Source organism: Pseudomonas fluorescens (assembly GCF_001708445.1).
Classification (GTDB): domain Bacteria; phylum Pseudomonadota; class Gammaproteobacteria; order Pseudomonadales; family Pseudomonadaceae; genus Aquipseudomonas; species Aquipseudomonas gorinensis.
On the sequence record NZ_CP015637.1, the window covers coordinates 5,548,872 to 5,562,253 of the forward strand.

General features: G+C 60.5%; 12 protein-coding genes. 10 read left to right on the forward strand and 2 right to left on the reverse strand.

All coding sequences use genetic code 11. From position 1 onward, the window contains the following. The first annotated feature begins 104 nt into the window (after window positions 1-104). Window positions 105-422 (forward strand): Rieske (2Fe-2S) protein, encoded by a 318-nt coding sequence (locus tag A7317_RS24740; protein ID WP_024077416.1) that lies wholly within the window; start codon window positions 105-107, stop codon window positions 420-422. Here the strand turns inward: A7317_RS24740 and sfsA are convergent. Together sfsA and A7317_RS24750 are read right to left on the reverse strand one after the other, a co-directional pair. Further along, window positions 419-1,132, reverse strand: a complete 714-nt coding sequence (sfsA, locus tag A7317_RS24745; protein ID WP_069077020.1) for a DNA/RNA nuclease SfsA — start codon at window positions 1,130-1,132, stop codon at window positions 419-421. The genes A7317_RS24740 and sfsA overlap by 4 nt on opposite strands. Further along, a complete protein-coding gene (locus A7317_RS24750) occupies window positions 1,132-2,304 on the reverse strand; it encodes a pyridoxal phosphate-dependent aminotransferase (RefSeq protein ID WP_024077418.1) in 1,173 nt (390 codons plus the stop codon). The genes sfsA and A7317_RS24750 overlap by 1 nt, the downstream gene beginning before the upstream one ends. Window positions 2,305-2,624: 320 nt before the next feature. Here A7317_RS24750 and dksA point away from each other — a divergent pair, with 320 nt between their 5' ends. The 9 genes from dksA (at window position 2,625) to panC (ending at window position 13,226) form a co-directional block, all read left to right on the forward strand. After that, complete coding sequence (dksA, locus tag A7317_RS24755; protein WP_041161025.1) at window positions 2,625-3,059, forward strand: RNA polymerase-binding protein DksA; 435 nt, start codon at window positions 2,625-2,627, stop codon at window positions 3,057-3,059. Between the two features lie 84 nt (window positions 3,060-3,143). Next, window positions 3,144-4,031, forward strand: coding sequence for a tRNA glutamyl-Q(34) synthetase GluQRS (gene gluQRS, locus A7317_RS24760; RefSeq protein ID WP_024077420.1), 888 nt, complete (start codon window positions 3,144-3,146; stop codon window positions 4,029-4,031). Between the two features lie 62 nt (window positions 4,032-4,093). Beyond that, on the forward strand, window positions 4,094-4,270 hold the full coding sequence (locus tag A7317_RS30760; RefSeq protein ID WP_003176118.1) for a hypothetical protein: 177 nt from the start codon (window positions 4,094-4,096) through the stop codon (window positions 4,268-4,270). After that, a complete protein-coding gene (locus A7317_RS24765) occupies window positions 4,254-7,208 on the forward strand; it encodes a sensor histidine kinase (protein WP_024077421.1) in 2,955 nt (984 codons plus the stop codon). Before A7317_RS30760 ends, A7317_RS24765 begins: the two co-directional genes overlap by 17 nt. A 22-nt stretch (window positions 7,209-7,230) precedes the next feature. Then, on the forward strand, window positions 7,231-8,670 hold the full coding sequence (locus tag A7317_RS24770; protein WP_024077422.1) for a sigma-54-dependent transcriptional regulator: 1,440 nt from the start codon (window positions 7,231-7,233) through the stop codon (window positions 8,668-8,670). Window positions 8,671-9,366: 696 nt separating this feature from the next. After that, window positions 9,367-10,770: a polynucleotide adenylyltransferase PcnB gene (locus A7317_RS24775; protein ID WP_069077021.1), complete on the forward strand. Its 1,404-nt coding sequence runs from the start codon at window positions 9,367-9,369 to the stop codon at window positions 10,768-10,770. Between the two features lie 2 nt (window positions 10,771-10,772). Continuing rightward, window positions 10,773-11,255: a 2-amino-4-hydroxy-6-hydroxymethyldihydropteridine diphosphokinase gene (gene folK, locus A7317_RS24780; RefSeq protein ID WP_024077424.1), complete on the forward strand. Its 483-nt coding sequence runs from the start codon at window positions 10,773-10,775 to the stop codon at window positions 11,253-11,255. A 322-nt stretch (window positions 11,256-11,577) separates the two neighbouring features. Continuing rightward, window positions 11,578-12,378, forward strand: coding sequence for a 3-methyl-2-oxobutanoate hydroxymethyltransferase (panB, locus tag A7317_RS24785; protein ID WP_024077425.1), 801 nt, complete (start codon window positions 11,578-11,580; stop codon window positions 12,376-12,378). After that, window positions 12,375-13,226, forward strand: a complete 852-nt coding sequence (panC, locus tag A7317_RS24790) for a pantoate--beta-alanine ligase (protein WP_024077426.1) — start codon at window positions 12,375-12,377, stop codon at window positions 13,224-13,226. The genes panB and panC overlap by 4 nt, the downstream gene beginning before the upstream one ends. Window positions 13,227-13,382: the final 156 nt, after the last annotated feature.

Consider the following 13,382-nt stretch of genomic DNA (forward strand, 5'->3'; position numbering starts at 1 on the left):
GGTCATCTCTGCCAGGCATCGTACTGAGCGCCCAGCCAGTCATCGTGCGAAGCTGGCATTTGATAATTGTTTGCATTTGAACGTCAAGGCACTTAAGGATTGAAATGAAGTTTCTCTGCCCTTCCGACACCCTCGCCCCCAACAGCAGCCTCGGTTTTGATATCGACGGCTGCAAGCTGCTGGCCGTGCGTCGGGACGGCGTTGCCTACTTCTACGTCAACCGCTGCCCCCATCGCGGCATTCCACTGGAATGGCAGCCCGACCATTTCCTCGACGCCAGCGCCAGCCTGATCCAGTGCGCTACCCACGGCGCGCTGTTCCTGATCGAGAGCGGCGAGTGCATCGCCGGCCCCTGCGCCGGTCAAAGCCTCAAGGCTCTGGCCGGTCGAGAGGACGCACAAGGTTTGTGGGTAGAACTCTAGTCGCCAAGCAGCACGTCCAGCCGGCGGTCCACGCAAATTTCCTCGGATGTAACACGTACGCCATACGCCAGCACCTCCACGCCCGCCGCCTTGGCTTCTCGCAGGGCGGCAGCATAGGCGGCGTCGATTTCCGCGGCCGGGCGCACGGCCTCAATGCCCGAGAGATTGACGCAATACAACTGCACCGCGCGTACACCGTCCCGGGCCAAGTAGGCCAACTCCCGCAGGTGTTTCGCGCCACGCTGGGTCACTGCATCGGGAAAAGCCGCAATCGCCGAGCCGTCAAAACCCAGCGTCACGCTTTTGACTTCGACATAGGCCGCGCCATCGGGGTAATCCAGGCGAAAGTCGATACGGCTTTTCTCCTGACCGTAAGGCACCTCACGCTTCAACGCAGTAAAGCCGTTCAGTTCAGTAATTACCCCCGCACGCAGCGCCTCCTCGACCAACTGGTTGGCGCGGGCGGTATTGACGCAGGCCAGGCGGCCCTGTGGCGTTTCGGCGATTTCCCAAGTCCCGGGCAGCTTACGCTTCGGATCATTGGAACGACTGAACCAAACCTGCCCGCCTTCCACCATGCAATTAAGCATCGAACCGGTATTGGGGCAGTGAATGGTGAGCAACTCACCGGTAACGGTTTCGATATCGGTTAGGAAACGTTTGTAACGCCGGATCAACCGAGCTTCTTCGAGGGGAGGATGAAAGCGCATCAGCCTTGCCAACTCTGCAAGCCGCGGGCGATCCGTTCGACAGCTTCCTGTAGTCGATCAAGATTTTGCGTGTAGGCAAAGCGCACATGATGGCTGGCTTTATACCGGCCGAAATCCAGACCGGGCGTAAACGCGACATGCTGGGTTTCCAGGAAATGACGGCAGAACGCGAAGGCATCGCCGCCGAACGCGCTGATATCCGCGTACAAATAGAACGCACCTTCCGGCTCTATCGCAATGCCGAACCCCAACTCACGCAGTGCCGGCAGCAGGAAGTCCCGACGCCGACCGAATTCGGCGCGCCGCGCTTCCAGAATGCTCAGGGTTTGCGGGGTGAAACAAGCCAAGGCAGCGTACTGCGCCATGCTCGGTGCACTGATGTAGAGGTTCTGCGCCAGCTTCTCCAACTCGCCCACCGCATCGGGCGGCGCCACCAGCCACCCCAGGCGCCACCCGGTCATGCCGAAGTACTTCGAAAAACTATTGAGGACGAAGGCATCGTCGTCGACCTCCAGCACGCTGGCGGCATCGGTGCCATAGGTGAGGCCATGGTAGATCTCGTCCACTACCAGGTGGCCGTTACGTGCCTTGATCGCATTCGACAACCCGGACAATTCGTCACGCGTGAGGAGAGTGCCTGTCGGGTTGGCCGGAGACGCGACCAGTGCACCCACGCTGTCCTCGCTCCAGTGCCTGGCCACCAACTCGGCGGTCAATTGATAGCGAACATCGGGGCCCACCGGTACCAACTGCGCCGCGCCCTCGACCAGGCGCAGGAAGTGCCGGTTGCATGGATAGCCGGGGTCTGCCAACAGCCAGTGCTTGCCTGGATCCACCAGCAGACTGCTGGCCAGCAACAATGCGCCGGAGCCACCAGGCGTGATCAGGATTCGCTCGGGATCGACGCTCAAGCCATAGCGTTGCTGGTAGAAGCCACTGATGGCCTGGCGCAGTTCCGGCAGGCCACGGGCGGCGGTGTAGCGGGTCTTGCCACTGGCCAGTGCGGCTTGGCCAGCCTGGATGATCGGTTCGGCAGTGGTGAAGTCCGGCTCGCCGATTTCCAGGTGGATCACATCATGGCCAGCCGCCTGCAACTCGTTGGCTCGCGCCAGCAACGCCATGACATGAAAAGGTTCGATGGCGCGACTGCGCGCACTGTAGGGCTGAGCCATTAGCCTTCCTTAACGTTAAGAACAAAATCAGGATTCTACCGAACCCCCACGCTAAAACATGCTCTATTGCCTGCTCGGCCATTCAAGAAGAGCCCGGCAAGCGCTTGCAGAACGACTAAAATCAATATCCGAGGCGATGCACACCCAACCATGGCGGGCTGCTGCAATTTGCAACCCCTGCGCGATGGGCCTCGACAACCGGGAGTGGCGCACCCTGAATCTATCTGGTAAGTTCGCCCGCTTGCAGCCGCAGGGCCGGCAGGTGTCGGTGACGTTGCAATCCTGCGCAATGGATTAGAAGAGTGAGAGGCGGTCTATTCATGTCCACCCAAGCAAAGCAACAGAGCATCAGCGGCTTCGAACCATACGTAGAGAAGAAAGGTGAAGAGTACATGGGCGAGCCCATGCGCGAGCATTTCACCAAGATCCTTAACAAGTGGAAACAGGACTTGATGCAAGAGGTCGACCGCACCGTCGACCATATGAAGGACGAAGCAGCCAACTTCCCTGATCCGGCCGACCGTGCGAGCCAGGAAGAAGAGTTCGCCCTTGAACTGCGCGCCCGGGATCGTGAGCGCAAGCTGATCAAGAAGATCGACAAGACACTGCAGTTGATCAAGGACGAAGAATACGGCTGGTGCGAATCCTGCGGCGTCGAGATCGGAATTCGCCGCCTGGAAGCTCGTCCAACCGCGGACCTGTGCGTAGACTGCAAGACCTTGGCTGAAATCAAGGAGAAACAGGTCGGCAAGTAATCCCTGCCGAACTGGACGAATGGGGCGTACAAACGCCCCATTTTTGTTTCTGGCGTTTACCGGTTTTCCAGTAGTATCCGGCCCATGACAGCCTCTACCTATATTGGGCGTTTCGCCCCTACGCCCAGCGGCCATTTGCACTTCGGCTCGCTGGTCGCCGCCCTCGCTTCCTACCTCGACGCTCGCGCCAATCACGGCCGTTGGCTGATGCGCATGGAAGACCTCGACCCTCCCCGCGAAGAGCCCGGCGCCCAGGCGGCCATTCTCCAGGCCCTTGAAAGCTATGGTTTCGAGTGGGACGGCGAACTGGTCCGACAAAGCGATCGACATGATGCCTACGCCAAAGTGCTGAACGATCTGTTCAATCATGGCCTGGCCTACGCCTGCACCTGCTCGCGCAAACAACTGGAACCTTACAACGGCATTTACCCTGGCCTCTGCCGCAATGCCGGGCACGACCAGCAAGATGCCGCCATTCGGTTGCGCGTCCCCGAGTTGGAATACCACTTTATCGACCGAGTACAGGGCGAATTCCGACAACATCTGGGCCGCGACGTAGGCGATTTCGTCATCCGCCGCCGCGACGGCCTCTACGCCTATCAGCTGGCGGTTGTCCTCGACGATGCCTGGCAGGGTGTTACCGATATCGTGCGCGGCGCCGACCTGCTGGACTCCACGCCGCGCCAGTTGTACCTGCAAGAGTTGCTGGGCCTGCGCCAGCCGCGCTATCTGCATGTACCGCTGGTCGTCCAGCCGGACGGTAACAAGCTGGGCAAGTCCTACCGTTCCCCGCCATTGACGAAAGACCAGGCCACGCCTTTGCTGTTAAGAGCCTTGCGTGCCCTCGGCCAGCAACCCGGCGACGAACTGCTCCACGCCAGCCCACGGGAGCTGCTGGATTGGGGCATTCAACAGTGGGATGCCTCGCTGATTCCACGCACACTCACGCTGGCAGAATCGCAGTTGCGCTGAAGGCGCTTGCAGCTTGCCAGCCATCCGTTACCATCGCCGCAGTTTTTCAATCAGAGGCCAACATGTACATCTATCGATTGGTCCTGCTGCTGGTCGTCGGGATCTACCTGTTTTCCCCCGCCATCATGGATTGGTGGATCGACGCCACGGGCGCCTGGTATCGGCCTTACCTACTGTGGCTGATCCTGATCGTCGTGACCTTTATCCTGCAGAGCCAAAAAGATGCCGATGAGCTTTAGCCTCACCCAGATGCTGCTGATCAGCGCCGCCTACCTGGCTGCCTTGTTCGCAGTGGCCTGGATCAGTGAGCGCGGAATGATTCCGCGGGCGATCATTCGCCATCCATTGACCTACACCTTGTCCTTGGGCGTCTACGCCAGCGCCTGGGCGTTCTATGGCACCGTGGGCCTGGCCTATCAGTACGGCTATGGCTTCCTCTCCAGCTACCTCGGGGTGTCCGGGGCATTTCTGCTGGCGCCGGTGCTGCTGTACCCGATCCTGAAGATCACCCGCACCTACCAGTTGTCATCCCTGGCCGATCTCTTCGCCTTCCGCTTTCGCAGTACCTGGGCCGGCGCACTGACCACCATTTTCATGCTGATCGGCGTGTTGCCCCTATTGGCCCTGCAGATGCAGGCAGTGGCCGACTCCATCAGCATCCTCACTCGCGAGCCGGTGCAACATCGCGTCGCCCTGGCGTTCTGCGCGTTGATCACACTGTTCACGATTTTCTTCGGCTCACGCCATATCGCCACGCGCGAGAAACACGAAGGCCTGGTATTTGCGATCGCCTTCGAGTCGGTGATCAAGCTGATCGCCATCGGCGGCGTTGGCCTCTACGCGCTCTACGGCGTATTCGACGGCCCGCAACAGCTGGAACTGTGGCTGCTGCAAAACCAGACCGCTCTCGCCGCCCTGCACACGCCCTTGCAGGAAGGCCCGTGGCGCACGCTATTGCTGGTGTTCTTCGCCTCCGCGATCGTGATGCCGCACATGTATCACATGACCTTCACCGAGAACCTCAACCCGCGTTCGCTGGTCAGCGCCAGCTGGGGTTTGCCACTGTTCCTGCTGTTGATGAGCCTGGCCGTGCCGCTGATCCTGTGGGCTGGCCTGAAGCTGGGGGCCACTACCAACCCTGAGTATTTCACCCTCGGTATCGGCATCGCCGCCAACAGCCCGGCCCTGGCGCTGCTGGCCTATGTCGGCGGCTTATCGGCAGCCAGCGGGCTGATCATCGTCACGACGCTGGCACTCTCCGGCATGGCGCTGAACCACCTGGTGCTACCGCTGTACCAGCCCCCCGCAGAAGGCAATATCTACCGCTGGCTGAAATGGACACGCCGCGCACTGATCGTCGCGATCATCATGGCCGGTTACGGTTTCTACCTGCTGCTGGGTGCGGGGCAAGACCTGGCCAATCTCGGCATCGTCGCGTTTGTGGCCACCTTGCAGTTCTTGCCGGGCGTGTTGTCGGTGCTGTACTGGCCGACCGCCAATCGCCGTGGGTTTATCGCCGGGCTGCTGGCGGGGATCCTGGTATGGCTCGTCACCATGCTGCTACCGCTGGTCGGCAACTTGCAGGGTTTCTACATCCCGCTGCTGAACATGATCTACGTGCTGGATGACACCAGTTGGCACATGGCGGCGATTGCCTCGCTGGCCGCCAACGTATTGATGTTCACCCTGATCTCGCTGTTCACCAACGCCAGCCCGGAAGAAACCAGCGCCGCCGAGGCCTGCGCGGTGGACAATGTGCGGCGCCCGCAACGCCGAGAGCTGCATGCGGCTTCGCCCCAGGAGTTCGCCACACAACTGGCCAAACCGCTGGGGGCCAAGGCAGCGCAGAAGGAGGTCGAACAGGCGCTGCGCGATCTTTACCTGCCGTTCGACGAACGGCGCCCCTATGCCTTGCGCCGACTGCGTGATCGCATCGAGGCCAACCTGTCCGGGTTGATGGGGCCCAGCGTATCCCAGGACATGGTGGAAACCTTCCTGCCCTACAAGGCGGGTGGCGAAAACTACGTCACCGAAGACATCCATTTCATCGAGAGCCGGCTGGAGGATTACCACTCACGCCTCACCGGCCTTGCCGCCGAACTCGATGCCCTGCGCCGCTACCACCGCCAGACCCTGCAGGAACTGCCCATGGGCGTCTGCTCCCTGGCCAAGGACCAAGAGATCCTGATGTGGAACAAGGCCATGGAAGAACTCACCGGTATCGCCGCACAACGTGTAGTAGGTTCGCGCCTCAATACCCTGGGTGATCCGTGGAAAGAACTGCTGCAGGGGTTTATCAACCTGCCCGACGAACACCTGCACAAACAGCACCTGGCCCTCGACGGCCAGACCCGCTGGCTCAACCTGCACAAAGCCGCCATCGACGAACCCCTGGCCCCCGGAAATAGTGGCCTGGTGCTGCTGGTGGAAGACTTGACCGACACCCAGATGCTCGAAGACAAGCTGGTGCACTCCGAGCGCCTGGCCAGCATTGGCCGCCTGGCTGCGGGCGTTGCCCATGAAATCGGCAATCCGATTACCGGTATCGCATGCCTCGCGCAGAACCTGCGGGAAGAGCGCGAAGAAGACGGTGAAATCATCGAGATCAGCGGGCAAATCCTCGAACAGACCAAGCGCGTATCGCGCATAGTGCAGTCGCTGATGAGCTTTGCCCATGCCGGCGCCCACCAGAACCAGGACGAGGCGGTGTGCCTGGCCGAAGTGGCGCAGGATGCCATTGGGCTGCTGGCGTTGAACCGGCGTAATTTCGAAGTACAGTTCTTCAATTTGTGCGACCCGGACCACTGGGTCGACGGTGACTCCCAGCGCCTGGCGCAGGTGTTGATCAATCTACTGTCCAACGCCCGCGATGCGTCCCCTCCCCACAGTGCGGTACGCGTCAAGAGCGAGGCTTTCGAGCACACGGTCGACCTGATCGTGGAGGACGAAGGCAGCGGCATTCCACAGAACATCATGGACCGATTGTTCGAACCCTTCTTCACCACCAAGGACCCAGGTGAAGGTACCGGTCTGGGCCTTGCACTGGTCTATTCCATCGTTGAAGAGCATTATGGACAAATCACCATCGACAGCCCGGCTGACACCGAAAGCCAACGCGGCACCCGTATTCGGGTGACCTTGCCGCGTCATGTCGAAGCGACGTCCGCTGTGAACTGAGACCGTCGAGAGAATTGAATCAATGCCGCACATTTTGATCGTCGAAGACGAAACCATTATCCGCTCTGCCTTGCGTCGCCTGCTTGAACGTAATCAGTACCAAGTCAGCGAAGCCGGCTCGGTGCAGGAAGCCCAAGAGCGGTTCAGCATTCCCACGTTCGACCTGATTGTCAGCGACCTGCGCCTGCCCGGCGCGCCCGGTACAGAGCTGATCAAGCTTGGCCAGGGCACCCCGGTGCTGATCATGACCAGCTATGCCAGCCTGCGCTCGGCAGTGGATTCCATGAAAATGGGCGCGGTGGACTACATCGCCAAGCCTTTCGACCATGATGAGATGCTCCAGGCCGTGGCGCGCATCCTGCGTGACCGGCAGTCGGCCAGCAGCGCACCGACCGAACAGCGCCCCACCGGCAAGGCCGGCGGCGGTGCCGACAAGCCAGGCATTGATAACAGCAATGGCGAGATCGGCATCATCGGCTCCTGCCCACCGATGCAGGACCTGTACAGCAAGATCCGCAAAGTGGCGCCTACCGACTCCAATGTATTGATCCAGGGAGAGTCAGGTACCGGTAAGGAACTGGTGGCCCGCGCCCTGCACAACCTCTCCAAGCGCGCCAAGGCACCGATGATTTCGGTGAACTGCGCAGCGATCCCCGAATCGCTGATCGAATCCGAACTGTTCGGCCACGAGAAAGGCGCCTTCACGGGCGCCAGCGCCGGGCGTGCGGGCCTGGTGGAAGCGGCGGACGGCGGCACACTGTTCCTCGACGAAATCGGCGAACTGCCCCTGGAAGCCCAGGCGCGTTTACTGCGCGTGCTACAGGAAGGCGAAATCCGCCGCGTCGGCTCGGTACAGTCGCAGAAGGTCGACGTGCGCCTGATCGCGGCAACCCACCGCGACCTGAAGAGCCTGGCCAAGATCGGCCAGTTCCGCGAAGACTTGTATTACCGCCTGCACGTCATCGCTCTCAAGCTGCCGCCGCTGCGTGAGCGTGGTGCCGACGTCAACGAGATCGCCAATGCGTTCCTGCTACGCCAGAGCGCGCGCATCAACCGTACGGACCTGAAGTTTGCCCCGGACGCCGAGCAAGCGATCCGTCATTACTCGTGGCCGGGCAACGTACGTGAGCTGGAAAATGCGGTTGAGCGTGCAGTGATCCTGTCGGAGAGCCCGGAAATTTCCGCCGAGCTGCTGGGCATCGACATCGAACTGAGCGATCTGGACGATGACGACTTCATTGGCCTGGCCCCGCAACAGGGCGGCGGTGGCAATACCAGCCATGAGCCGACTGAAGATTTGTCACTGGAAGATTACTTCCAGCACTTTGTCCTGGAGCATCAGGACCACATGACCGAGACCGAACTGGCCCGCAAATTGGGCGTAAGCCGCAAGTGCCTGTGGGAACGGCGCCAGCGCCTGGGCATTCCACGGCGCAAGACCGGCGTAGCCAGCGAGAGTTGAGGGTGCGCGCCCACAGGTAACACCCTCAGATGTGAAAAAACTGTTACCGCGGATTTTTTGCGTAACAAAAGCCGGGGCTTACGGTAACGAAGCCCCGGCTTTTTTTTGCCCGCAGAAATCAAAAATCAGCTCAACCCCCCGGTTTTGCTGGTCGGCGCAAAAGTTGGCACGCACCCTGCTATATGCTTAGTACAAAAACAATAACAAGCTTTGTACAAGACAATAAAAATAAGACGAATCGACTCACGCACAATAAAAACAACACGGCGGAGGCGCAGCTAACTGATTCTTTTGGAGAGGCGTTGCATTGGGGCTTGCCCCGCAACCAGGCCGAGAACAACAAAAACTGCCCTAAGGCAGAGCCTGAACTGGTTGGATCGTAGATCAGCAACACAGCGACCAAAGCAATCCGTTTGCTCTTGACTCCCGATTGGGAGTGTCATGAAGGTGAAGCTTCATGGCGAGGGCGATCAACAAAAACAAGAAGCCCGAAATCAATAATAAAAATAGAGCACGCAACTACTTCTGGGGGAGCTTCGGCTCCCCTTGTAGTTTCTGGCATTTGGCATTTTCAAGGCTTATGGCGCAAGGCCTGTAGCTTGTTCCTACACCATCCCCTGACTAAATGCTAGAATCCCCGCCCATCATGCGGTCATTCTTCGTTATGGCCGAACATTCCTTCAAACAGTGCATCCCATGCTGAAGAAGTTGTTCCAGTCATTCCGTTCTCCCTTGCGTCGTACGCAACACAAACGCAGCACGCCTGAAGTGCTCAACAGCAGCCAACATTCGCTGCAACGCGCTCAGTTCAGCCGTTATGCAGTGAACATCGTCGAACGTTTGCAGAACGCCGGCTACCAGGCTTATCTGGTGGGCGGGTGCGTACGCGACATGTTGCTCAACATCACGCCCAAGGATTTCGACGTCGCCACCAGTGCGACGCCAGAGCAAGTGCGCGCCGAGTTTCGCAATGCGCGCATCATCGGCCGCCGTTTCAAGTTGGTGCACATCCACTTTGGTCGCGAAATCATCGAGGTCGCGACCTTCCGTGCAGGCCATCCGCAAAACGATGAAGAGGAGGACACCAATCAGTCTTCCCGCAACGAGAGCGGGCGCATCCTGCGCGACAACGTCTATGGCACCTTGGAAGAAGACGCGCAGCGTCGCGACTTCACCATCAACGCCCTCTATTACGACCCGGTCAGTGAGCGCATTCTTGATTACGCCAACGGCGTACACGACATCCGTAACAACCTGGTCCGCCTGATCGGCGACCCGGTGCAGCGCTACCAGGAGGACCCGGTTCGTATGCTGCGGGCCGTGCGCTTTGCGGCCAAGCTGAACTTCGGTATCGAGCGACACACCGCTGCGCCGATTCGTGAACTGGCCCCCATGCTGCAGGAGATTCCCTCGGCGCGCCTGTTCGAAGAAGTGCTCAAGCTGTTCCTCTCGGGCTACGCCGCCGACACCTTCGAAATGCTCGTCGACCTGCAGTTGTTCGACCCCTTGTTCCCGGCCAGCGCCGAGGCCCTGGAATACAACCCGACGTATACCCACACATTGATCAGCGAAGCGTTGATCAATACCGATCTGCGCATCAAACAGAACAAACCGGTAACCCCGGCGTTCCTGTTTGCTGCCCTGCTGTGGCCGGCCCTGCCAAAACGCGTACTGCGCCTGCAAGAACGTGGCATGCCGCCGATTCCAGCCATGCAGGAAGCCGCTCACGAACTGATCACCGAGCAATGCCAGCGCATCGCTATCCCGAAACGTTTCACCATGCCGATCCGCGAAATCTGGGATATGCAGGAGCGCCTGCCCCGCCGCAGCGGCAAGCGTGCCGACCTGTTGCTGGACAACCCGCGCTTCCGCGCTGGCTACGACTTCCTGCTGCTGCGTGAAAGCGCTGGCGAGCAGACCGACGGCCTGGGCGAATGGTGGACCGACTACCAGGACGCCAATGACAGCGAACGCCGCGAGATGATTCGAGAGCTCGGCAGCAAAGGCGAAGGCGCCAGCGAGGGGCCCAAGAAGCGTCGTCGCAGCGGCACCAAGCGTAAACGCAGCGCCGCCGATGCCTCGGGCGCCACGGGCGAATAAACGTGGAACGCATCTACATCGGCATGGGCAGCAACCTGGCCGCCCCGGATCAGCAATTGCGCAGCGCTATCGAGGCGCTGGCACAATTGCCCGGCACCCGCCTCGTCGGTGTGTCCTCCTTCTATCAAAGTGATTCCCTACTCCCGGGCCAACCGCGCTATACCAACGCGGTTGCGGCCCTGGACAGCAGCCTTGCACCGCTGGACCTGCTTGACGCACTGCAAGCCATCGAGAATGACCAGGGCCGCGAGCGCCTCGAGCGTTGGGGGCCGCGCACGCTTGACCTGGATATCCTGCTGTTTGGTGACCGCCTGATCGACGAACCACGCCTCAAGGTGCCGCACTACCAGATGCACGTGCGCGCGTTTGTGTTGTACCCCTTGGCCGAACTGGCCCCTGCCGACCTGCAACTGCCTGACGGCCAGACACTCAGCAAACTGCTGGCGGCCTGCCCGTTTGTCGGCTTGGAACGCTTACCTTTGTAGGCGCGGGCTTGCTCGCGAAAATCGTCAACGATAACGCGCACGCCCTGATTAAACGTGGTGCCTGCGCGTTCTTCACGAGCACCCTCGCACCTGCAATCGCGTCAGTAACAGCGGTAACATCGCGGTCGTAACAATGCGGTAACACATCCAATTGACTTCCCGTGTCCTCCTCACGACTATAGGCGTCCCGCTGCCGCCAACCCGGCGCTAAAGGGCGCAATCCAGGCCATATAAGCACTGCTTTCAAGACAGTGCGCCTGTATAAACAAAGACTCACGCGCGTTACTCGCTGTTTCCAAGCGCCTGAACGAGGACCCTTTTCATGCCAGACATTACCCTGACCACCTTGCAGAGCCTCAAGCTCAAAGGTGAAAAAATCACCATGCTGACCTGCTATGACGCTACCTTCGCCCACGCCAGCTGCCAGGCAGGTGTCGAAGTGTTATTGGTGGGCGACTCCCTGGGCATGGTTCTTCAAGGGAATGACAGCACCCTGCCCGTTACCACCGATGAGCTCGCCTACCACACCGCCAGCGTCAAGCGCGGTAACGACGGCGCCTTCATCATCGCCGACCTGCCGTTCATGGGTTACGCCACCCTCGAACAGACCTTCCAGAACGCCGGCAAACTGATGCAAGCCGGCGCGCACATGATCAAGGTGGAAGGGGCCGTCTGGCTCGCCGAATCGATCCGCCTGCTGGCTGAACGGGGTGTTCCTGTGTGCGCGCACATGGGCCTGACGCCGCAGTCCGTGAATATCCTGGGTGGCTATAAGGTACAAGGCCGCAATGAGGCCCAGGCGCGCCAGATGCGTGCCGATGCCATCGCCCTGGAGCAGGCTGGCGCCGCAATGATCCTGCTCGAATGCGTTCCCAGTGAGTTGGCGGCGGAAATCACCCACGCCGTTAAAGTCCCGGTGATCGGCATTGGTGCCGGTTCCGCCACCGACGGCCAGGTCCTGGTGCTGCACGACATGCTCGGCCTGTCGATGACTGGCCGTGTGCCGAAGTTCGTGAAGAACTTCATGATTGGCCAGGACAGTATCCACGCCGCTTTGAGCGCCTACGTCGCTGAAGTCAAGGGCGTGACCTTCCCAGGTGCCGAACACGGGTTTTCTGCATGAACACGGTAAAAACCATACGTGAACTGCGGGCCGCCGTGGCCCATGCCCGCAACGCCGGCAAACGCATCGGCTTCGTGCCCACCATGGGCAACCTGCACAGCGGCCACGCCACCCTGGTGGCCAAGGCCGCCCAGCAGGCGGACTTCGTGGTCGCCAGCATCTTCGTCAACCCGCTGCAGTTCGGCGCCGGCGAAGACCTCGACAAGTACCCGCGCACCCTCGCCGCAGACCAGGAAAAGCTCCTGCAAGCCGGCTGCAACCTGCTGTTCGCCCCCACTGTCGAGGAAATGTACCCCGACGGCATGGCCGGCCAGACCCGCGTCAGTGTCCCGCAACTGTCTGAAGGCCTGTGCGGTGCCAGCCGTCCCGGTCACTTTGAAGGAGTGGCCACGGTAGTCAGCAAGCTGTTCAACATGGTCCAGCCGGACATGGCTGTGTTCGGGCAGAAGGACTATCAGCAACTGGCCGTGATCCGCGCCATGGTCCATGACCTGAACATGCCGATCCAGATCATCGGCGAGCCTACCGTCCGCGCCGAAGATGGCCTGGCGCTGTCCTCGCGCAACGGCTACCTCACCGAAGCCCAACGCGCGGTCGCGCCGGTGTTGTACCGCAGCCTCAGCCAGATTGCCGCCGCCATCAAAGGCGGTGACCGCGACTTCGCCAAACTGCGTGCCGAACAGGTCCAGCAGATCGAAGCCGCCGGGTTGCGCCTGGATTACCTCGAAGTGCGCCAAGGCGTGAACCTGCGCCCGGCCACGGCCGAAGATCGCGACGTGGTGATCCTGGTAGCGGCTTATCTGGGGGCCACGCGCCTCATCGATAACCTGCACCTGAACCTCGCCTGACCCCCTCTCGACACCCCGCCTGCGACCCTGCCTGATGTGCCGGTATAAAAAAGTACCGGCCACAGCGCAGACAAAGCCAAGACATATCGACACGCTAGGTTTAATGTAATCGCCCTGCGCTATGGTTAGCGCTGTCCGGCACCCAGCCCTTGATAA

Coding starts and splice junctions, on each gene's coding strand:
- A7317_RS24740 (WP_024077416.1), top strand. CDS start 105: ATGAAGTTTCTCTGCCCTTCCGACACCCTCGCCCCCAACAGCAGCCTC.
- sfsA (WP_069077020.1), bottom strand. CDS start 1,132: ATGCGCTTTCATCCTCCCCTCGAAGAAGCTCGGTTGATCCGGCGTTAC.
- A7317_RS24750 (WP_024077418.1), bottom strand. CDS start 2,304: ATGGCTCAGCCCTACAGTGCGCGCAGTCGCGCCATCGAACCTTTTCAT.
- dksA (WP_041161025.1), top strand. CDS start 2,625: ATGTCCACCCAAGCAAAGCAACAGAGCATCAGCGGCTTCGAACCATAC.
- gluQRS (WP_024077420.1), top strand. CDS start 3,144: ATGACAGCCTCTACCTATATTGGGCGTTTCGCCCCTACGCCCAGCGGC.
- A7317_RS30760 (WP_003176118.1), top strand. CDS start 4,094: ATGTACATCTATCGATTGGTCCTGCTGCTGGTCGTCGGGATCTACCTG.
- A7317_RS24765 (WP_024077421.1), top strand. CDS start 4,254: ATGCCGATGAGCTTTAGCCTCACCCAGATGCTGCTGATCAGCGCCGCC.
- A7317_RS24770 (WP_024077422.1), top strand. CDS start 7,231: ATGCCGCACATTTTGATCGTCGAAGACGAAACCATTATCCGCTCTGCC.
- A7317_RS24775 (WP_069077021.1), top strand. CDS start 9,367: ATGCTGAAGAAGTTGTTCCAGTCATTCCGTTCTCCCTTGCGTCGTACG.
- panB (WP_024077425.1), top strand. CDS start 11,578: ATGCCAGACATTACCCTGACCACCTTGCAGAGCCTCAAGCTCAAAGGT.
- panC (WP_024077426.1), top strand. CDS start 12,375: ATGAACACGGTAAAAACCATACGTGAACTGCGGGCCGCCGTGGCCCAT.